16 protein-coding genes are annotated in these 19,962 nt (G+C 62.0%); 2 read left to right on the top strand and 14 right to left on the bottom strand.

Annotated features, from left to right (window positions below; translation table 11 throughout):
- Nucleotides 1–54 precede the first annotated feature (54 nt).
- The 6 genes from GKQ23_RS06995 to trmJ all read right to left on the bottom strand — a co-directional run bounded on the left by GKQ23_RS06995 (nucleotide 55) and on the right by trmJ (nucleotide 7,808).
- Nucleotides 55–2,622, bottom strand: a complete 2,568-nt coding sequence (locus GKQ23_RS06995; RefSeq protein WP_212410126.1) for a TonB-dependent receptor — start codon at nucleotides 2,620–2,622, stop codon at nucleotides 55–57.
- A gap of 132 nt (nucleotides 2,623–2,754) precedes the next feature.
- A complete protein-coding gene (gene sseB, locus GKQ23_RS06990; RefSeq protein WP_212411634.1) occupies nucleotides 2,755–3,531 on the bottom strand; it encodes an enhanced serine sensitivity protein SseB in 777 nt (258 codons plus the stop codon).
- Nucleotides 3,532–3,543: 12 nt separating this feature from the next.
- Nucleotides 3,544–4,836: an aminopeptidase PepB gene (gene pepB / locus GKQ23_RS06985; protein ID WP_212410125.1), complete on the bottom strand. Its 1,293-nt coding sequence runs from the start codon at nucleotides 4,834–4,836 to the stop codon at nucleotides 3,544–3,546.
- A gap of 188 nt (nucleotides 4,837–5,024) precedes the next feature.
- Nucleotides 5,025–6,227 carry an IscS subfamily cysteine desulfurase gene (locus GKQ23_RS06980; protein WP_212410124.1) on the bottom strand — a complete coding sequence of 401 codons (1,203 nt, stop codon included), beginning with the start codon at nucleotides 6,225–6,227 and terminating at the stop codon, nucleotides 5,025–5,027.
- Nucleotides 6,228–6,418: 191 nt separating this feature from the next.
- Complete coding sequence (gene iscR / locus GKQ23_RS06975; RefSeq protein ID WP_056238886.1) at nucleotides 6,419–6,916, bottom strand: Fe-S cluster assembly transcriptional regulator IscR; 498 nt, start codon at nucleotides 6,914–6,916, stop codon at nucleotides 6,419–6,421.
- A 163-nt stretch (nucleotides 6,917–7,079) separates the two neighbouring features.
- The gene (gene trmJ, locus GKQ23_RS06970; RefSeq protein ID WP_101506435.1) at nucleotides 7,080–7,808 is read right to left on the bottom strand and encodes a tRNA (cytosine(32)/uridine(32)-2'-O)-methyltransferase TrmJ; all 729 of its coding nucleotides are present in this window, start codon (nucleotides 7,806–7,808) and stop codon (nucleotides 7,080–7,082) included.
- Nucleotides 7,809–8,067: 259 nt separating this feature from the next.
- On the opposite strand from trmJ, the gene suhB reads away from it, so the two are divergent.
- On the top strand, nucleotides 8,068–8,871 hold the full coding sequence (gene suhB / locus GKQ23_RS06965) for an inositol-1-monophosphatase (protein ID WP_056238881.1): 804 nt from the start codon (nucleotides 8,068–8,070) through the stop codon (nucleotides 8,869–8,871).
- A 137-nt stretch (nucleotides 8,872–9,008) separates the two neighbouring features.
- Here suhB and GKQ23_RS06960 read toward each other — a convergent pair whose 3' ends face one another.
- Nucleotides 9,009–10,256 (bottom strand): nickel/cobalt transporter, encoded by a 1,248-nt coding sequence (locus GKQ23_RS06960; RefSeq protein ID WP_212410123.1) that lies wholly within the window; start codon nucleotides 10,254–10,256, stop codon nucleotides 9,009–9,011.
- Nucleotides 10,247–10,888 (bottom strand): DUF1007 family protein, encoded by a 642-nt coding sequence (locus GKQ23_RS06955; protein WP_212410122.1) that lies wholly within the window; start codon nucleotides 10,886–10,888, stop codon nucleotides 10,247–10,249. Before GKQ23_RS06955 ends, GKQ23_RS06960 begins: the two co-directional genes overlap by 10 nt.
- 133 nt (nucleotides 10,889–11,021) lie before the next feature.
- On the opposite strand from GKQ23_RS06955, the gene csiE reads away from it, so the two are divergent.
- Nucleotides 11,022–12,293: a stationary phase inducible protein CsiE gene (gene csiE, locus GKQ23_RS06950; protein WP_212410121.1), complete on the top strand. Its 1,272-nt coding sequence runs from the start codon at nucleotides 11,022–11,024 to the stop codon at nucleotides 12,291–12,293.
- 5 nt (nucleotides 12,294–12,298) lie between these two features.
- On the opposite strand, the gene GKQ23_RS06945 is transcribed toward csiE, so the two are convergent.
- The 6 genes from GKQ23_RS06945 to GKQ23_RS06920 form a co-directional block, all read right to left on the bottom strand.
- A complete protein-coding gene (locus GKQ23_RS06945) occupies nucleotides 12,299–13,435 on the bottom strand; it encodes a 3-phenylpropionate MFS transporter (RefSeq protein ID WP_212410120.1) in 1,137 nt (378 codons plus the stop codon).
- A gap of 155 nt (nucleotides 13,436–13,590) precedes the next feature.
- Nucleotides 13,591–14,844: a serine hydroxymethyltransferase gene (glyA, locus tag GKQ23_RS06940; RefSeq protein WP_212410119.1), complete on the bottom strand. Its 1,254-nt coding sequence runs from the start codon at nucleotides 14,842–14,844 to the stop codon at nucleotides 13,591–13,593.
- Nucleotides 14,845–15,385: 541 nt separating this feature from the next.
- Entirely contained in the window at nucleotides 15,386–15,724 is a 339-nt protein-coding gene (gene glnB, locus GKQ23_RS06935; protein WP_056238873.1) for a nitrogen regulatory protein P-II, read from the bottom strand.
- A 136-nt stretch (nucleotides 15,725–15,860) separates the two neighbouring features.
- The gene (gene glrR / locus GKQ23_RS06930) at nucleotides 15,861–17,195 is read right to left on the bottom strand and encodes a two-component system response regulator GlrR (RefSeq protein ID WP_212410118.1); all 1,335 of its coding nucleotides are present in this window, start codon (nucleotides 17,193–17,195) and stop codon (nucleotides 15,861–15,863) included.
- Nucleotides 17,192–17,929, bottom strand: a complete 738-nt coding sequence (gene qseG, locus GKQ23_RS06925; RefSeq protein ID WP_212410117.1) for a two-component system QseEF-associated lipoprotein QseG — start codon at nucleotides 17,927–17,929, stop codon at nucleotides 17,192–17,194. Before qseG ends, glrR begins: the two co-directional genes overlap by 4 nt.
- Entirely contained in the window at nucleotides 17,929–19,359 is a 1,431-nt protein-coding gene (locus tag GKQ23_RS06920) for a HAMP domain-containing sensor histidine kinase (protein WP_212410116.1), read from the bottom strand. The genes qseG and GKQ23_RS06920 overlap by 1 nt, the downstream gene beginning before the upstream one ends.
- Between the last annotated feature and the right edge of the window lie 603 nt (nucleotides 19,360–19,962).

Genomic DNA, 19,962 nt, shown 5'->3' with positions numbered 1-19,962 from the left:
CGCTGTGGTAACCGGCGGCGGTTCAAGGCCAGTCGGCCCCTGTTCAGGATGGCGTCAGAAACGCTGGCTGACGCTGAACTTGAAGTTACGCCCAACGCCGGAGACCGACTCACCGAGATACGGGTAGTAGTCGTGATTAGTCAGGTTATCGACGGTGACTCTGGCTTCCAGACCTTTCCAGAAGTTCGGCTCCCAGGAGGCAAACAGCCCGTACAGCGCATAGCCGGACGTTTTAGGCAGCGCCCAGACTGACGCCATCGGATCGCCGTCTGCCGGCGAGCGGTCCTGTTTACGCACAAAGTCGGCGGTCATGCCGAAGGCCAGATTCGCCTGCGGCACCTTCATCCCCAGCATCGCGTGGGCGGTGGTCGGTGGGATCTCGGCGATCCAGGTTTCATTAGCCCAGGGGTCACGCGGTGACGCATCGCGCTTGCCGCGAATGGAGGAGAACGACAGGCTGCCAAACGCCCGCTCGCTGTCGTAGAACGACTCGACCTCAACCCCTTCAATCGTGTAACCCGGCAGGTTGCGGTAGTTGGAGAGCGGCTGCCCGCAGCTGCCGCCCTGGCTGGCCTCGCCACACAGCACGCCACGGCGATAGAAAATTTCGTTCTTGCCGCGATTGCGGAACAGCGTGGTGCGGATCTGCAGGCTGTCCTGTTGGGTCAGTACGTCGTTAAAGTCCAGCACCGCCCCCAGCCGGACGCCGTCGATGCGCTCCACCTGCAGGTTACGGCTGGTACCCGGCACGCTGGACGCGGCGGACTGCACCTCATACTGCTCGTCAATCACCGGCGCGCGCCAGGTGCGGCTGAGGTCAGCAAACAGTGAGACATTCTTCGTCGCTTTCCAGATGGCGCCGAGGTGCGGCGACCAGCCGGTATAGGTGACGCTGCTGTAGTCATGCCCTGCCAGTGGCGCGCTGTCGTTGTAGCGTGGTGCAGAGTTCGGCCGACCGGTATTGGTGACGTGGTCGTAGCGGACACCCGGGGTAATGGTCAGGTCACCCCAGCTCACCGCATCCTGCAGGTAAACGCTGCGGGTCTCCTGTTCGCCGGCCGGCATATAGTACGGCTGGAAGTACCCGTAGTTGTAGCTGGCGTTACCGGCTCCGGTCGGGTAGTACATCAGCGTATCGCGGTGGTGTTTGTGCACCTGTGCGCCCAGCAGCAATTTGTGTTCCAGCGGGCCGCTGCTGAACAGGCTTTCATTACTGATATCCAGCTGACGATCGGTATAACTGACCCAGCTCTCGTTACCCAGGGTGCCGAGATAGCTCGACTGCGAGGCGGAGTCCGGCCGCTTATCGTGCTGCTCGGTTTTCGAATACGCCAGCGCAATGGTCAGGTTGACCAGCGGCTGCGATTCCGGCATCAGGTTCCATTTTGCCGTGTAGTTGCTGTCTTTCTGGTCGCGGTAGACCAGAATTCGCCGCCAGGCTTCGTCGTAGCCGTAGCGGTCAATATTGGCCTGACTCGGCGCGGCGATATCATCACGCTTGGCGGCAAACGGCTGCCAGCCGTCCGATTCTGAACGCATCGCAGACAGGGTTAAGGTCTGCGAGTCGGTCAGGTAGAGGTTGGTCTTGAGCAGGTATGAGGCCTGATCGCTGCTGGAATAAGCAAAGCGCGTGCCGTCCGGGCGCTTAATGCTGCCGCCGTCACGCCTGCTGGCGTAGATCAGCCCGTCGGCAAACCCCTCTTCCGTGCGGCCATACAGCGCGCCGCTGTAAATGCCCTGGCGGTCGTTGGTGTGGTAGCTGTACTTCACCAGGCCACCAAGATCTTCCCCCGGCCGCAGCATGTCGCCCGCGTCTTTGGTTTCCATAGTGATGGTGCCGCCAAAACCACCGTTGCCGTTCTGAATATTGTGCGGGCCCTTATCAACGCTGACGCGCTTTAACAGCTCCGGTTCGATAAACACCGAGCCCTGACGATACTTTTCGAAGCCCTTTGGCGCGCCGTCCAGCACCACCCTGACGTCCTCCATATCGCCCATGCCCCAGATATTCAGGCTCTGCCCGCCCGGGCGCGGCGAACCGGCCATCGAAACGCCCGGCAGTTTGTCGAGCAGCGCGGCGACGTTGTCGGCCTGCACGCGGTCGATATCCTGCTGATCGAGCGTGGAACGCCCGGCGGCGGTGCTGTCGGACAGGCCGGCCACCACCGACAGCTCCGGAATGGCCATCACCGCGTCTGCCGGGGCGGTGGCCGGGGAAACGCCGATCAGCCGGTAACCGCCGGCGGTCGCTTCGGCCTGCAGACCGCTGCCCGCCAGCAGGGTACTGAACGCCTGGTCAACGCTGTAGTTGCCGTGCAAGCCCGGGGTCGTTTTACCTTCGGCCTGCCCCGGCGTGAAAATGATCATCACACCGGCCTGGCCGGCGACGCTGCGCAGCGCTGACGCGAGTTCACCGGCGGGGATCTGGTAAGCGCGTGCGCCAGGCTGCTGTGCGGCCGCCGCTGCGGCCAGTGCACCCGGCACCATTGCCGAGGCCAGCACGCCCGTCAGGGCAATGCCAGGCCAGACGGCCGCGCGTTTTTTAGCGGATGAGCGGAGGTGTTGCGATGCGCTGGCTGAATGGGACGTGCGCCGCGCGCCGCCCTTGTTTTTTATGGCCATAACGGGTTTCCCTGAGTGTATTGTCTGAAAGCTCACTACAGAGGTCACGCGAGGGGAAAAAACGGGCAGAATAAAAACAAAAAAACCGGCGGCAGCCGGTTTTACATGACAACTCTCCGCGAACTCACGCGCTTAGTCGATATTCTTCACCTTGAAGTCGCGCAGGAAGCTGCCCCAGCGGCGCTCGTAGAACGGGGTGATATGGGCGATAAAGAAGTGGCTGATGCCCTTTTCGCCCTCCACCACGTGGCAGATATCTACCGGTTCATCCTCCAGCAGCGTATCCGTCGCGACGCTGCCGGTCGCCTGGATGATCGCCTCAACGTCGCCGTCGGCCTCAATGCCGATCAGCAGGTTGGCCGGCTGGCCGGCGGCTTCTTTGATATGCGCCATCCAGGCGCGGCGCACCGACTTGTGTTTGGCAAACAGCTGGGTCAGCGAGTCGACCATCTGCGCCGGCAGTTCGGCGATCTCGGACAGCAGCAGCGCGCTGCCGCCCTCCAGCACCGTTTTTTCGCTCAGCGCGTTGCCCTCTTCGCCGAGCAGGTGGGCGATCTCACGCGCGGAGAACTCCTTGCCGCTCGGCAGCTTCGGGTTGAGGAACAGCGCCTGGCCGAGGGTCATTTCAAACAGCTGGCGCACCGGCATCACCAGGTAGGCCTGTTCGCCTTCGATCGCCTGCTCCATCGCCTGCGGCGAGGTGAAGAACGGGATGACGCGGCTGCCGTCCTCTTTTTCCCAGTGCAGCAGGTCGACCTGCGCGGGCTGGTTGCCGTGCTGCTCGCTGATGCTTTCGCCCGGCACGATCGCACTGGCCTCTAACAGCAGCGCAAAAAACTCCGGGCGGTGCGCCGGCTCGGTGGCTGCCAGGGTTAACACCTCTTCCAGGCGGGTATTGAGTTGGTTAATTTCCACGGGTGATTACGCCTTCGCCAGCAGCAGGTTAGCAACGGTGCGCACGCCCAAACCGGTGGCACCGGCCGCCCACTGGTCCACCGCACCCTTGCGGTAGGTAGCCGAGCAGTCGATGTGCAGCCAGCCTTTTTTGTAGTCGCTGACGAAATGCGACAGGAAAGCGGCGGCGGTGCTGGCACCGGCCGAGTGCGCCGGGCTGGCGATGTTGTTCAGGTCGGCGAAATTAGACGGCAGCTGGCTGCGGTGGAACTCGGCCAGCGGCAGGCGCCAGAAGGCTTCGTTTTCACCGGCGGCGGCGGTCAGCAGCTGCTGCGCCAGCGCATCGTCGAAGCTGAACAGCGCGTGATAGTCGTTGCCCAGCGCGGTCTTCGCCGCGCCGGTCAGGGTAGCCGCGTCAATAATCAGCTCCGGCTTTAATGCGCTGGCGTCGATCAGGCCATCGGCCAGCACCAGCCGCCCTTCGGCGTCGGTGTTCATCACTTCGACACTTTTGCCGTTGCGGTAGCGAATGATGTCGCCGAGGCGGAAGGCGTTACCGCTGACCATATTGTCGGCACAGCACAGAATCAGCTTCACGCGCTTGTTGAGGCCACGCACGATCGCCAGCGCCAGCGCGCCGGTCAGGGTGGCGGCACCGCCCATATCGGACTTCATCGAGTCCATAAAGCCGCTCTGCTTCAGGCTGTAGCCGCCGGTATCAAAGGTGATGCCTTTGCCGACCAGGCAGGCGTAAACCGGGGTGTCGTCGTTGCCGCCCGGATTGTAGTCCAGCGTCAGCAGCACCGGGCTGCGGGTAGAGCCACGGCCGACGGTGTGCAGGCCGCTGTAGTTCTGGTGGCGCAGATCGTCACCCTTGATGATGCGGTAGTTAACGCCATCACAGGTCACTTCGCACAGCAGATCGACCGCGCGGGTCGCCAGCTGCTCCGGGCCAAGATCTTCCGCCGGCAGGTTGATGGTGTCGCGCACCCAGTCGATAATTTTCAGCCGATTTTCCAGCTCCTGGCGATCGGCGTCGGCCAGCGTCGGCCACGTCACCTGACGTTCGCCTTTCGGGCCACGAAAGCCCTGCCAGAAGGCCCAGCAGCTCTCCAGATCCCAGCCGTCGCCGCTCAGGCTGACGTGGCGGATGCCCTGGCCGTCGATTTTACGCGCCGCGCGCTGGATAGTGGCCAGCACGTCGCCGCCGTGGGTATGAAGGGTGATCCCGCTGTCGTTGCTGCTGAGGATCGCTTTTTCGCCCCAGCGCGGGTCGGCCTTGGCCGTGGACAGGGTAAGGGTCATCACAGGGGTGGTCATCACAGGCTCCTTGATCGGTTTTATCGTGCGCGCCGGCGCTGTTCAGGGCCGACGGTTCACATTAGTTGTTTGTTGTTTTACATCAGACTATCAGAAAACGGCGGGGAATGTTTTCGGTGGATGCGTTCAGCCGCTTTCACCGTAAAAAAACGGGCGGCATATTTGCCGCCCGTTGGGGTCAACCACCGTTACAGGGTCGGGGTGCGCTGCCGTTCGGCCTGAAACGCCTGCCATTCCGCTGACAGCTCCCGCAGTCGGGAGACTGATTTACACACCAGCGCAATGCTGTAGTCGATCTCTTCTTCAGTCGTGAAACGCCCAAGGGAGAAGCGGATCGAGCTGTGCGCCAGCGCGTCGCTGAGGCCGATCGCCCGCAGCACGTAAGAGGGCTCCATACTGGCCGAGGTGCAGGCCGACCCGGTCGAGACCGCCAGATCCTTCAGCATCATAATCAGCGACTCACCGTCGACGTAGCCGAAGCTGACGTTGAGAATGGCCGGCGATCCGCCCTCCAGCTGGCCGTTGACAAATACCTGGTCGAGCTGGTTCAGCCCCTGCCACAGGCGGCTGCGCAGCGTGCCCAGCCGCGCCATTTCTACCTGCATCTCTTCGCGGGCAATACGGTAGGCTTCGCCCATACCGACGATCTGGTGCACCGGCAGGGTACCGGAGCGCATGCCGCGCTCGTGGCCACCGCCGTGGATCTGCGCGTCCAGCAGCACCCGCGGTTTACGGCTGACGTAAAGTGCGCCGATGCCTTTCGGGCCATACAGCTTGTGCGCCGAGAAGGACATCAAATCGACCGGCAGTGCGCCGAGGTCGACAGGCAGCTTGCCGACGCTCTGGGTGGCATCGACGTGGAACAGGATGCCGCGGGCGCGGCACATCTCGCCGATGGCGGCAATATCCTGCACCACGCCGATTTCGTTGTTGACGTGCATGATCGACACCAGCACGGTGTCGTCGCGCAGCGCGTCTTTAACCTGCTCCAGCGTCAGCAGGCCGCTGGCGTTTGGGTTCAGATAAGTGACGCTGAACCCCTGCTGCTCCAGCTGCGCGCAGGTGTCCAGCACCGCCTTGTGCTCGGTGGTACAGGTAACGATGTGGCGGCCTTTCTCAGGATTGGCGGTGGCTGCGCCCTTGATCGCCAGGTTATTGGCTTCGGTGGCACCGGAGGTAAAAACGATTTCGCGCGGATCGGCTCCCACCAGTTCAGCAACCTGGTTACGCGCCACGTCCACCGCCTCTTCCGCCTGCCAGCCGTAACGGTGCGAGCGCGAGGCCGGGTTACCAAAAGTCCCGTCCTGGGTCAGGCACTGCATCATTTTTGCGGCAACGCGCGGATCGGCCGGGGTAGTGGCGGAGTAATCGAGGTAGATCGGTAATTTCATTGCGGGAAAGCTCCGTACATGGGTTCATACCTGCACGGCGAAGTCGGTGACCGGTTCAGCGGCTGAACCCCGGCGTGGCTTACCTGGCGGTAAAAACCAAAACCCTTCACCGTTATCACCCCGGCCAGCGGGCCAAAGTGTCAGCGGTAAAGGGTCATTCCGGGGGCGGGAGCACCCCGCCCGGACTGCGATCAGGCGCGCAGGCGAATATCAATCGTATCCTGAATGCGGCCGTTTGGCACGCGACGGATTTCGTTGCTGTTCTGACGGTCGGCCACTTCCAGGATCTCCTGGTTGTTAACCAGCTCAGCCAGCGTAATGTTGTTGAGGAAGTCGCTGATGCGCTCGCTCAGATCGCGCCACAGCACGTGGGTCAGGCACTTTTCGCCGCCCTGGCAGCCTTCTTTACCCTGGCACTTGGTGGCGTCAACCGATTCATCAACGGCGGTGATCACCGCGCCGACCGCAATCGCGTCAGAGTCTTTACCCAGCAGATAACCACCGCCCGGACCACGAACGCTGGCCACCAGACCGTTCTTACGCAGGCGGGAGAACAGCTGCTCCAGGTAAGAGAGGGAGATACCCTGACGCTCTGAGATATCCGCTAACGGCACCGGCCCCTGGTGAGAGTGCAGTGCAACATCAAGCATAGCGGTAACAGCGTAACGGCCTTTGGATGTCAGTCTCATGGTGTATCAACCTCAGTGGTAATCCGGTAGGGATGTTCTCAAAAGATGGTCGAAGTTTTACATTCCCGAGTAAAACAGTCAAGTATTTATCTGACTAAAACACTCAACTATTTAACCTGGTAATCCACTCAACTATTATCCGCCGTTTTTAGGCCCGATACCCCTACTCGCCCTGGCGTTTTTCCAGCGAGGAGAGCATGCCGCGCAGAATCGCCAGCTCGTCACGCTCCGGACGCGCGCGGGTAAACAGGCGACGCATTTTGCTCATTACCTGGCCAGGCGCGTTTTCGCGGATAAAGCCGCTGGCCAGCATCATCTTCTCCATATGCTGGTAGAAACGCTCCAGGTCATCAACCAGCGGGTACGGGGATTCTTCTGCCGCCGCCACCTGCTCGCCTTCCTGCGCCTGCAGCCACGCCATGCGCACTTCATAGGCGATAATCTGCACCGCCATCGCCAGGTTCAGCGAGCTGTACTCCGGGTTAGCGGCGATCGCTACGTGGTAGTGGCACTTCTGCAGTTCGTCGTTGGTCAGCCCGGTACGTTCGCGGCCAAACACCAGCGCCACCGGCGCCTGCTGCCCCTCTGCCACGCTTTTCAGTCCGCATTCGCGCGGGTCGAGCATCGGCCACGGCAGCGAACGCGAGCGGGCGCTGGTGCCGACCACCAGCGAACAGCCGGCGATGGCGTCATCCAGCGTATCGACAATTTTCGCGTCGCCGATCACGTCGCTGGCACCGGCGGCCAGCGCGATCGCCTGCGAGTCCGGTTTCACCAGCGGGTTGACGAGGTAAAGGTTGGTTAAGCCCATGGTTTTCATCGCGCGCGCGACGGAACCCATGTTGCCGGTGTGGGAGGTTTCTACCAGTACGATTCGGATATTTTGCAGCATGAGAGAGTCAGGTTGAGGAATAATTTGGCGATGCTAACATATTTCCGGGACTTTTTCTTTTTTGTCCTGCTATACTACGCGCCGCTTTATAATCAAATCGCAAATTTTGACCAAACAGCTGATGCTGCAACAAGGCGGCAAGAGCGCGAATCCCGTGAGCTTACTCCAGTAAGCGACTCGGGTGAGTAAACGCAGCCAACGCAGTGGCAGCACCAGATGTGCCGGTCAAAATGTTCTTTAACATCCAGTGAGACGATACATGCATCCGATGCTCAACATCGCCGTGCGCGCTGCGCGCAAGGCCGGTAACGTAATTGCCAAGAACTATGAAACCCCGGACGCAGTCGAAGCCAGCCAGAAAGGCAGCAACGACTTTGTTACTAATGTTGATCGCGAAGCCGAACGCCAGATTATTGAGGTGATTCGCAAGTCATACCCAAAACACACCATCATTACCGAAGAGAGTGGTGAGTTAGCCGGTGAAGACCAGGATGTGCAGTGGATTATCGACCCTCTGGATGGCACCACCAACTTCATCAAACGCCTGCCTCACTTCTCTGTTTCTATCGCCGTGCGCATCAAAGGCCGCACCGAAGTGGCGGTGGTTTACGATCCAATGCGTAATGAACTGTACAGCGCCGTACGCGGCCAGGGTGCACAGCTGAACGGCTACCGTCTGCGCGGCGGCACCGCCCGCGACCTGGATGGCACCATTCTGGCCACCGGCTTCCCGTTCAAACTGAAGCAGCACGCCACACCGTACATCAACATCGTCGGTAAACTGTTCACCCAGTGCGCGGACTTCCGCCGCACCGGCTCTGCCGCGCTGGATCTGGCCTATGTGGCCGCCGGCCGCGTCGATGGTTACTTTGAAATCGGCCTGAAGCCGTGGGATTTCGCGGCAGGTGAACTGCTGGTGCGTGAAGCCGGCGGCCTGGTGACCGACTTCGTTGGTGCACACGGTTATATGCATTCCGGTAACATCGTCGCCGGTAACCCGCGCGTGGTGAAATCCCTGCTCGCCGCCATGCGTGACGAACTGAGCGAAGCGCTGAAGCGCTAAGCCGGCCGGGCGTCGCAGCGTGGAGAAACCTTCCCGCGCTGCGACGCTACTCTGGTTGCGAGTTGATGCCAGGCCCCTTCAGCCCTACCCCCTCTGAGTCAATCCTGACCTGCCTCCTCACTCTGATACCCTGTTTTTCAGCGAAACAGCGGACGAATGCCGCCTGAGATCGCCGGCTGGGCGCTGAGCCACAGCATCACCCCGATCGCCACCAGCAGTATTCCGCCGCTTAGCGCCAGGCAGCTTAACGCCACCTGATGCCAGGCCGCCGCCGGCCGGTTACGGCTGAGGCGCAGCGCCAGCACCCGCGACACCTGCACCAGCAGCGCCATTGCCGAGACGGTCAGCGCGGTACCCGCCGCCATCACCAGCGCCGAGAGTACGCCCCACAGATACACGCCGATCACCTTCGAGAACAGCAGCATCATGATCGCGCCCGAGCAGGGCCGCAGCCCCATTGACAGCACCACCATCAGCTTCGTTTTCCAGCCCACGGCGGCGGCCAGCTGCCGCGCGTCCGGCAGATGCTGATGGCCGCAGCCGCAGTGGGCTGAATGCTGATGGCCAGGCAGCGCCCTGGCGCCATTAGCCGTTGGCTCTGCGTTTCCTGCGCGCTGTAGCAGCGTGGCTGAGGTGATCTTTCCGTTCTGCGACCTGCCGGTCGACACAGCAGCAACGGCGGCGATCCCTACCGCCTGCCCCGCAGCCGCCATCGGCTCAGGCCTGGCAAGGACAGCAGCAGGTTCATTCACCTGCGGTGTGCCATCAGCAGGCCTGCCGGACGTCGGAATGGCATTAACAGATGCGTTGCCCACCGGGACGACCTCAGCCAGTGCGCCAGCGGCCCCTTCGTCAACGGGCCGCAGCGCCAGCCGCAGCCGGCCCAGCGCACGCCAGCACAGCCAGACGCCCAGCGCGGCCACCAGCAGATAGCTGCTTTTCTCCAGCCACCAGCTGCTGAGGTGCAGCTGCCGGGAGGAGAGCTGCAACGCCACCAGCATCACCGTAACCAGCGCAATCGCCACCCCGCCCTGCACGATGGCGGCGGCCAGCGTCAGCTGCAGGCTGGTTTTGATGCGGGTGGGATGGGTGGCGAGAAAGGTGGCGATCACCACTTTACCGTGCCCGGGGCCGAGCGCATGCAGCACGCCGTACAGCAGGCTGAAGCCCATCAGCGTCAGCCCGGCCTGATGCGGGTTGGCGGCGACCTGCTGCAGCAGCGCGGTCATCTGCTGGTGCAGCGCCTTCTGCCACAGCACGCTTTGCAGCAGGATCTGCGGCCACGCCTGCCAGGCGAACAGCGCCCCCCCGGCGAAGAGTATCACCAGCAGCCACAGCGGCCAGGCCTGCCGCCAGCGCGGTGCCGTAACCGGCATCACTGACATGTCAGCGTCACCGTCTGGGCAAACTGGCGGCCGAGATCCATCTCTTCCGCCGGGGCATCGGCTTTATCCAGTGACAGGGCATACGCCTGCATTGAGGCATCCGGTTTAGGGGTGTGCAGCGCCAGGCTGCACTGCGGCAGATCGGCGGGGACGGTCAGCGATTTTTCAGAGTCGTAATACATATCCACAAAGTAGGTCGGGTCAAAGGTGGTAAAGGTGTAGCGCTGGCCGCGCAGCGGCTGCGGGTGGGCCAGCGGTAGAATAAACTCCAGCACCGCCTGGTGCCCCTGGCGCGACAGATGGTACTCCGGCGGCAGGTTGTCGAACTTCACCGGCTGCTTCTGCTGATAAAACTCGCTGAAGTAGTGCTGGCCGAGCACGTTGGCCATGACCTCCGCCGCCAGTTTTTTCCACACTTCAGAACCGGGTTTCGCCTCACCGGCGTCGTACAGCAGGTCGGCTGAGGTGATTTCATCCATCACCCAGCGCATTTTCAGCCCGGTCAGGTTGTCTCCCTGGTGGACCAGCGTGGTCTGCATATCGATAAAGCTGTGCGGATGCGACCAGGCCAGCGGCGACAGCAGTACCGTGGTCAGCGCCAGCCGCTTAATGTAACTGTTATAATGTAACAATATCAACCTCTCGACGGTTTTCGACTCTTTTTTGTGACCTGACTTGAAAAGCGCTGAATAAACTCCGCCAGTTCCGGCCGGATGCGCGCGCTAACGCTATTCTTAGAGGAATAGTTAATTTCAGGGAGCGCCGATGATGAGTGAATGGCACCCCGCCGCCGCTATCCTGTCGAGCCCGCAGCGCCGCAGTCAGCTGATCCTGATGCTGTGCCTGCCTGGCCTTCCGGTCACGCTGGCGTCCGTCTGCCGGAATAACGGCGGCGATGACGCGCTGGCCCGGCAAGATATAGCGGAGGTGGCGCAGGAAATCCAGCGTTATCACCGCCTTGCTATCGCAGAGAATGCCGAGGGCCAGCTGGCGCTGAGCGGCACGCCGCTCGACCAGCGCTTATGCCTGTTGCACGGGCTGCGCCGCGCGCTGCGCCTGTCACCGGACTTTGTGCAGGGCTGGTTTGCGCAGCAGTTAAGGCAGCATCTGCTGAGCGGTCTGCCGGACAAGGCGCTGTACGACGAACGTAACCTGGGTGCGCTGATCGCCCACGCGGCGAAAACGCTGACCCGCCAGTTTAGCGAGCGTGACGGCCAGCTGATGCTGCTGTACCTGCAGTACGCGCTGGTGCACCGCAGCCCGCTGCAGTTAACCCCGGCGCAGCAGCGGTGGCTGGCGGCGAAAAACGAGTATACCCTGGCGCTGCAGATCGTCGCCTGCTGGCAAAAACGCGGCTGGCAGGCAACGGGAGAGTCGGACGCCGCACAGCTGGCGCTGCTGTTCAGCCAGCTGCATATGCCCAGCGCGGCCGCGCTGCTGGGGGATCACGAACGGCAGCTGCACGCGGCGGTGGAGCAGTTGATCGCGAACTTTGAACAACTGGCCGGCATGCGTTTTCACCATCCGGCGGGGCTGAGCGAAAAACTCTACAGCCACCTGGCGCAGGCGCTGGAGCGCGGCCTGTTCGGCATCGGCATCGACGGCGACCTGACGGAAGATATCGCCAGCCACTATCCGCGCCTGATGCGTACCACCCGTGCGGCGCTGGCCGGCGTGGAACAGCAGTACGGGTTGCAGTTTTCGTCGGAGGAGCTGGGGCTGGTGGCGGTGATATTTGGTGCCTGGCTGATGCAGGACGGCGCATTACAGGAGAAGCAGGTGCTGCTGCTGACCGGCGACAACCCGCAGCTGGAGCAGCAGATCGAGCGCCAGCTGCGCGAGCTGACCCTGCTGCCAATCGCTATCCGCTATCTGGACGTCGTCGACTTTCAGCGCAGCAGCGCGCCAAAAGGCATCGCGCTGGTGATCACCCCCTATGCCACGCCGCTGCCGCTCTACTCACCGCCGCTGATCCACGCCGAGCTGCCGCTGGGCGAACACCAGCAGCTTAGCATCCGCGCGCTGCTGGAGTCCTGACGGGGCTAGGCCACCTTCGGCCGCAGAAACAGCGCCGGCACGACCAGCAGCGCCATCACCCAGAACATGCCCGCCTGCAGGTGCTGGAACAGCACGCCGCAGACCATGGTCATCAGCGCGATCCCGCCGCCCATTGCCAGCGCCGAATAGAGCGACTGCAGGCGGATCACCTCCGCCCCCTGCCGGGCGGCGATAAAGCGCATCGCTGCCAGGTGGCAGACGGTGAAGCTGCCGCAGTGCAGGATCTGCGCCGCGATCAGCCAGCCGAGATCGGTGGTGCTGGCCATAATGCTCCAGCGTACGATGCCGCTTACCGCCGACAGCAGCAGCAGATCGCGCGCCGACCAGCGGCGGAACAGGCGATGGCTGGCGGCGAAAATCACGATCTCCGCCACCACCCCCAGCGACCACAGATAGCCAACCACGCTGGCCGGGTAGCCCGCCTCCTGCCACCAGATTGCGCTGAAGCCGTAATAGGCGGCGTGCGCCCCCTGCATCAGCGTCACGCACAGCATAAAGCGCCAGACGGCGCTCTCCGTCAGCAGCGCCGCCCAGCGGGTCTGCCCCGCCGGGCCGCCCTGCTTCGCCTCGCCCTGCGGCATCACCGCCGGCTGCAGCAGCATGCCGAGGATCATCGCCCCGCTGCCGGCACAGAGCAGCACCAGAATCGCATGGTACGAGAAGTGGCTGACCAGCACCCCGGTCAGCGCCGAGCTGATCACAAACGCCAGCGATCCCCACAGCCGCACCGGCCCGTAAGGCAGCGCGATCTGCCGCTGCCAGGTGGCGGCCAGCGCATCGCTGAGCGGCACCAGCGGCGAAAAGAACAGGTTAAAGCCGATCATCACCAGCAGCAGCCACAGCCACTGGCTGCCGAGCCAGAAGCCGGCGGCAAACAGCAGCGTTAATACCGCCAGCAGGCGCAGCGCGCCGACCAGCTTCGCCGGATCGTTAACGCGGGAGGCAATCAGCAGGCTGCCGGCGAAGCGGGCCACCAGGCCGCTGCCCAGCAGCAGGCCAATCTGCTCCGGCGACAGGCCGCGGCCTTTCAGCCACACCGCCCAGAACGGCAGGTAAACCCCATAGGCGAAGAAATAGGTGAAGTAGCTCAGCCCGAGCCAGTAGGTGGATCGTATCGTCATTTTCCCTCCGACAAAGTGCGGCTACTCTACACGCTGGCGGCGGATAAAAAAATAGCGGGACACTGACGTGTCCCGCTATCTGTGGGGCAGCTTCCATAACGGAACCGCCCTGCCTCACCGGAGGCCTTATGCGGCCGGCCGGTGGGTTATCTCACTTACGCGTAAACCGGGAAGCGTGCGCAGATTTCCAGCACCTGCTTCTTGACGCGCTCGCTGACCGCTTCATCGTTGATATTGTCGAGAATATCGCTGATCCAGCCAGCCAGTTCACGCACTTCAGCTTCTTTGAAGCCGCGACGGGTCACCGCAGGAGAACCGATGCGGATACCGGAGGTGACAAACGGGCTCTTCGGATCGTTAGGCACGCTGTTTTTGTTGACGGTGATGTTGGCGCGGCCCAGGGCGGCGTCAGCTTCTTTACCGGTCAGGTTCTTGTCCACCAGGTCCAGCAGGAACAGGTGGTTATGCGTGCCGCCGGATACCACGTTGTAACCACGGGACAGGAACACCTCAACCATCGCTTTGGCGTTTTTTGCCACCTGCTGCTGGTAGGTTTTGAACTCCGGCTCCATCGCTTCTTTGAACGCCACCGCTTTACCAGCGATTACGTGCATCAGCGGGCCGCCCTGGCCGCCAGGGAAGACGGCTGAGTTCAGCTTTTTGTAGAAATCTTCGTCACCGCCTTTCGCCAGGATGATGCCGCCGCGCGGACCTGCCAGGGTTTTGTGGGTGGTAGAGGTGACGATATGGGCATGCGGAACCGGGTTCGGGTAGACGTCTGCGGCGATCAGGCCCGCTACGTGTGCCATATCCACAAACAGGTAAGCGCCGACCGAATCTGCGATTTCACGCATTTTGGCCCAGTCGCACACGCCGGAATAAGCAGAGAAACCGCCAACGATCATTTTCGGCTGGTGCTGTTTCGCCAGCTCGGCCAGTTCGTTGTAGTCGATCTGACCGGTTTCATCGATGCCGTAAGGAATGACCTTATACAGTTTACCGGACAGGTTAACCGGGGAACCGTGGGTCAGGTGACCACCGTGCGCCAGGTTCATACCCAGAATGGTGTCGCCCGGCTGCAGCAGCGCGGTGTACACCGCGAAGTTAGCCTGAGAACCGGAGTGCGGCTGCACGTTAGCGTAGTCGGCACCGAACAGCTCTTTGGCACGGTCGATAGCCAGCTGCTCTACGATATCCACGTACTCACAGCCACCGTAGTAGCGCTTGCCCGGGTAACCTTCGGCATATTTATTGGTCAGCTGAGAGCCCTGAGCCTGCATCACGCGTGGGCTGGTGTAGTTTTCTGAAGCAATCAGCTCGATGTGCTCTTCCTGACGCACTTTCTCCTGCTCCATCGCCTGCCATAACTCGGCGTCGTAATCGGCAATGTTCATTTCACGCTTTAACATCTGCATCTCCTGACTCAACTGACTTTAAATAAGAAATGACCCCCTGAGGGGTGATGGGCAACAGTGTAAACTGTTTACCCACCCGTTGAATAGCATCAAAACTGCCTTTTTACGCAAACGATTGGCTCCAGTACTGGCAAGGGTTAGTTACGCTTTTTGCAACCCCTGATTTACGGATTTTTATTCATCTGCGGGATGCGGTTTTCTTATCCGCCGGGTGCGGCCTGCCGCTGAAAAAACAGTCATCACGCCAGAAAATGAGCGGAAACTCAGCTCAGCCGCGTGAAATCAGCTTCGGTGGGTGAAGTGGAATCTGGAGTCTGGAGTCTGGAGTCTGGAGTCTGGAGTCTGGAGTCTGGAGTCTGGAGTCTGGAGTCTGGAGTCTGGAGTCTGGAGTCTGGAGTCTGGAGTCTGGAGTCTGGAGTCTGGAGTCTGGAGTCTGAGAGGATACAACAGAGAGTGGTCAGCAACGGCTTGCTAATCAGGCAACCGGCAAATCCAGCCCGGTGACCCGGGCTGACGCACTGGCGAGATTCAGCGATCAGATCGCCTCTTCGTCTTCCTCACCGGTACGAATGCGCACCACGCGCGCCACGTCGAAGACGAAGATTTTACCGTCGCCGATTTTGCCGGTCTGCGCGGTGTTCATGATGGTGTCGACGCAGGTGTCGACGATGTCGTCCGCTACCACGATCTCAATTTTCACCTTCGGCAGAAAATCGACCATGTACTCGGCGCCGCGGTACAGCTCGGTATGGCCCTTCTGGCGGCCAAAGCCCTTCACTTCGGTTACCGTCATCCCGGTGATGCCGACTTCCGCCAGCGCTTCGCGCACGTCATCCAGTTTGAACGGCTTGATAATTGCGTCAATCTTTTTCATGGCAGACCTTTTTCTTCCCGCCGCGTCCGGACGGGTATTCATATGAGTATTCACCGGACAGGTCACGCTTCGCGGTCTGTCTCTGCTCTGAGGCAGCTAAACTACCATATCCAGGGCGACTAACGGCACTGAAAAATTACTCTTTAAAGTCGGCGGCATCCAGTTCATGTCGCGAGAGCAGCTTATAGAACTCGGTGCGGTTGCGCCCGGCCAGCCGCGCGGCGTTAGTGACGTTGCCGCGGGTCATCTGCAGCAGCTTGCGCAGGTAGTTCAGCTCAAACTGGTTGCGCGCTTCGGCAAAAGTCGGCAGCGCGGTGTTCTCACCGGCCAGCGCCTGCTCCACCAGCGCGTCGCTGATGACCGGCGCGGAGGTCAGCGCCACGCACTGTTCGATCACGTTGACCAGCTGGCGCACGTTGCCCGGCCAGCTGGCGGCCATCAGCCGGCGCAGGGCGTCGGTGGAGAAGCTGCGCACAAAGGGTTTATGCCGTTCGGCGGCCTGCTTGAGCAGGTGGCCGGCCAGCAGCGGAATATCTTCCGCCCGCTCGTGCAGCGCCGGCAGCTTAAGGCTGACCACGTTAAGCCGGTAGTAGAGGTCCTCGCGAAACTCTTTTTTCTCCATCGCCTTCGGCAGGTCGCGGTGGGTGGCCGAGATGATGCGCACATTGATATCCAGATCGCGGTTGCTGCCCAGCGGCCGTACCTTGCGCTCCTGCAGCACCCGCAGCAGCTTGACCTGCAGCGCCTGCGGCATATCGCCGATCTCATCAAGAAACAGCGTGCCGCCCTCGGCGGCCTGGAACAGCCCTTCACGGCTGCTGACCGCGCCGGTAAACGCCCCTTTGGCGTGGCCGAACAGCTCAGACTCCAGCAGCTGCTCGGGCAGCGCGCCGCAGTTGATGGCGATAAAGGCGTTACCCGCGCGCGGGCTGGCGGCGTGGATCGCCTGCGCCAGTACCTCTTTACCGGTACCGCTCTGGCCGTTGATCAGCACACTGACGTCGGACTGCGCCACCATCCGCGCCTGCTCCAGCAGCCTCAGCATCAGCGGGCTGCGGGTGACAATCGCCTCGCTCCAGGCGTTATCGCTGCCCGGCGCGCGCTGCGCCAGCGCCTCGTCAATCGCCTTATAGAGCGCATCGCGGTCGACCGGCTTGGTCAGGAAGCTGAACACCCCCTGGCGGGTGGCGGCAACCGCGTCCGGGATCGAGCCGTGGGCGGTGAGGATAATCACCGGCATGCCCGGCTTCAGCCGCTGGATTTCGGTGAACAGCGCCATGCCGTCCATCTCATCCATCCGCAGATCGCTAATCACCAGGTCGAAGGTTTCCCGGTTCAGCAGCTTCAGCGCCTCCGGGCCGCTGGCGGCGGTGGTGACTAAAAAGCCTTCACTGCTCAGGCGCATCCCCAGCAGCTTCAGCAGCGATGGGTCGTCGTCGACCAGCAGCAGGCGGGCGGCGTGTTTGCTCATGGGTTGGCATCCTCCCCGGTGGGGTTGCCCGGACGCGGGCTGCCTGCCGGCTCCGCGCGGTCGTCGGCGTGGCTGGTATCGCCGGCATCCGGCGCGCGGCGGGATGAGAGCTGACGTTCAATGTCGGTCAGGCTGTCGAGCTTGCGGCGGGTGTCCGCCAGCTGCTGGCTCTGGCTGCTGGCCTGCTGGCGCAGCGCGTCCAGCTGGGCGTCGCTGCTCTGCTGCAGATGGGCGTAACGCGTGCGCTCCGCAGAAAGCTGCAGCAGCGAGCCCTGCCCTTCCCGCCACAGCGTCAGCAGCGGACGCACGGCGGCCGGGTAATCGCTGCCGTAGCCGTCCAGCCGGTCAAGATACTGACGGCGCTCCACCGGCGTGACATTACCGTTATCCAGCAGTACCGCCTGTTTAAAGGTGCTCTGCCAGTTCTCAGCCGGCCAGCGGTGCGCTTCGGCCCGGGCAGCAGCCGGTGACAGGCGCTCTGCGCAGTCCATCGCCCGCAGCCAGTAGAGCGGATTATGCATCGCAGCCGTATCGTTAAATGACCAGATCGACGCACAGCCGACCTGGTGATAATCCACCAGGGTGCTTTCCGGTGGCGATCCGCTATGAATAGCGTCAGCGCCGCTGCGCGAGGGGGTGTTGCAGCCGGCCAGCAGGCCGCTGAGCAGCGCCACGGCGCAGACCGCGCCGTGGCGCAGGCTCGGTAGTTGAAAAAGAGAAAGTGTCAGTCGCATTAAGATCCGTTCCCGGCGGTGCTATTCAGTTCGATACGAAAGCAGACGTCTGCCTTAGCGTGCTCTGCCAGCTGCAGGTCGCCCTGCAGGCGGTGCAGGCAATCCCTGGCAATACTCAGGCCCAGCCCGCTGCCCTTCACAGCGCCTTTGCGCTGCAGGTTGCCCTGGAAGAAGGGTTCAAAGATCATCGCCCGCTCGCCATAGGGAATCGGCGTGCCGCTGTTGGCCACGTCGATAATCACCCGATCGCCCTGCTGGCGGCTGCTGATCCAGATGGTGCCGGACTCTGCGCCGTAGTGTAGCGCATTGGAGTAAAGATTATCGATGGCGCGCAGTAACAAAGTCGGTTCGGCCATGCAGGCGGCGGCCTGCAGGTCTGTTTCGGTGCGCATCGACTTGGCGCGGGCGGTCAGGCTGTGGGTGGCGATCAGCTGCTCAATCATCGGCGCCAGCGTCACCGGCTCCAGCACCGCCGGGCCGTCGGCCAGCTTGCGGTTGTAGTCGAGCAGCTGTTCAATCAGCCGCTGCAGGTGGCGGCTGCTGTCGTCGAGAATGCTGACCACCTCACGCTGGTCGGCGGTCAGCGGCCCGGCCACGCCGTCGGCCAGCAGTTCGGTGCCTTCGCGCATGCTGGCCAGCGGCGTTTTCAGCTCGTGGGAAATATGCCGCAGGAACTCGTGGCGCTGCGCCTCCAGCCAGGCGAGGCGCTCGCTCAGCCACAGGATGCGCTGCGCCAGCGAACGGATCTCACGTGGCCCCTTAAAGGCGAAGCTCTGGCCGAGAGGCTTCCCCTCCCCCAGCCGGTTAATCATCCGCTCCACCGCCTTTACCGGCCCGATAATCATCCGGGTACAGAGCAGCACCAGCCCGAGGCTGAGCAGAAACAGCGTCAGCGCCTGCCAGCCGAAGAACTGGCCGCGATCGGCAATTTCGCGCTGTAACTGCAGTCCACGGGCAAACACCACTTCGCGGGTAGTCTGCACCAGCTGCACGTTGGCCTGCGAGAACGCCTCCAGCGCGTCGCCCGCTTCCCTGACCGGGCCGCTGGTGGTGCAGTGCAGCTGGCTGAGCAGGGTCAGGTTCTGCCGCAGGCTCTGGTAGGTCGACATATCCGGCAGCACCTGGGCGTGGGCGTCCAGCATCTGTGAGTAGCGGCTGCGCTGGGTCTGATAGAGGCGCGCCAGCATCGGGTCATCCAGCACGCAGTACTGGCGGTAGCTGCGTTCCAGCTCCAGCGCGGTGCGCGCCATCGCCTCGCTACGGCGCACGTCGGTCAGCGTGGTGCGGTTGGTGTCCGCCGCCCGCTCGCTCAGCGCGGAGAGGCTCTCCCACGCCTGCCAGGCCAGCACCAGCAGCGGCAGCAGCACCAGTAAGAACGCCATCAGCACCAGCTGACGCAGGGAACGCGGGAACAGACGCCAACTTTTCACGGGCAGATCTCGTCGTCAACAAAACAGCGATGCTAACGGAGAGCGGCGGCGGAGGGAAGTGCGGCGTCAGGAAGTACGTTGTTGGGAAGCACTGTGTCAGGAAGAACGGCGTCAGGTGTCGTGAGTCGGGTCGGGCTAGCGGCAAAAAAATGGCCGGTTCAGTGAACCGGCCATCGGTGCCGCGACGGCTTACCATCGCGGCGGAAGAGGTGGTGCCTAACTCAACGTTTCGTCCGATGCTTGATAACGTCACAGAGTGAACGATTATCGGTGGGGTGGACGGCAGGCACCGTTTTGTGCGTCATTCGGGATGTTATGAGCTACTAGTCCGCTTGCGCAGGGCTGTCATAACCAGGTGAATGAGCCACTGAAGGTATTATAGCAATTGGCGTGCCAGTTTTGCAATAAGTGTAGTAACACCCTGTTAAACGGTGACTTATGTCATTTCAGCTGCTCATCACCCTGCGCATTGCCTTCTGATTTCGGTGACGACTGTCGCTGCAAAGCAACGCATTGCCAACCAGGAAAAACTCCGCCATTAAATTCAACAGGTTAAATGTCACCATATGACGACACTCCGGTTAACAGAGTGTCGCTAAAGAG

This window comes from Erwinia sp. E602 (genome assembly GCF_018141005.1).
In the GTDB taxonomy this organism is placed as follows: Bacteria; Pseudomonadota; Gammaproteobacteria; order Enterobacterales; family Enterobacteriaceae; genus Erwinia.
Note: the sequence above shows the minus strand (reverse complement) of the source record. Positions and strands in the feature narration are given on the sequence as shown.

Bases quoted from the DNA above. Each gene is read 5' to 3' on its own strand.
- glnB (WP_056238873.1), bottom strand. From the start codon at position 15,724: ATGAAAAAGATTGACGCAATTATCAAGCCGTTCAAACTGGATGACGTG.
- GKQ23_RS06945 (WP_212410120.1), bottom strand. From the start codon at position 13,435: ATGACGATACGATCCACCTACTGGCTCGGGCTGAGCTACTTCACCTAT.
- qseG (WP_212410117.1), bottom strand. From the start codon at position 17,929: ATGCGACTGACACTTTCTCTTTTTCAACTACCGAGCCTGCGCCACGGC.
- suhB (WP_056238881.1), top strand. From the start codon at position 8,068: ATGCATCCGATGCTCAACATCGCCGTGCGCGCTGCGCGCAAGGCCGGT.
- glyA (WP_212410119.1), bottom strand. From the start codon at position 14,844: ATGTTAAAGCGTGAAATGAACATTGCCGATTACGACGCCGAGTTATGG.
- pepB (WP_212410125.1), bottom strand. From the start codon at position 4,836: ATGACCACCCCTGTGATGACCCTTACCCTGTCCACGGCCAAGGCCGAC.
- GKQ23_RS06960 (WP_212410123.1), bottom strand. From the start codon at position 10,256: ATGTCAGTGATGCCGGTTACGGCACCGCGCTGGCGGCAGGCCTGGCCG.
- GKQ23_RS06995 (WP_212410126.1), bottom strand. From the start codon at position 2,622: ATGGCCATAAAAAACAAGGGCGGCGCGCGGCGCACGTCCCATTCAGCC.
- trmJ (WP_101506435.1), bottom strand. From the start codon at position 7,808: ATGCTGCAAAATATCCGAATCGTACTGGTAGAAACCTCCCACACCGGC.
- iscR (WP_056238886.1), bottom strand. From the start codon at position 6,916: ATGAGACTGACATCCAAAGGCCGTTACGCTGTTACCGCTATGCTTGAT.
- glrR (WP_212410118.1), bottom strand. From the start codon at position 17,195: ATGAGCAAACACGCCGCCCGCCTGCTGCTGGTCGACGACGACCCATCG.
- GKQ23_RS06980 (WP_212410124.1), bottom strand. From the start codon at position 6,227: ATGAAATTACCGATCTACCTCGATTACTCCGCCACTACCCCGGCCGAT.
- csiE (WP_212410121.1), top strand. From the start codon at position 11,022: ATGATGAGTGAATGGCACCCCGCCGCCGCTATCCTGTCGAGCCCGCAG.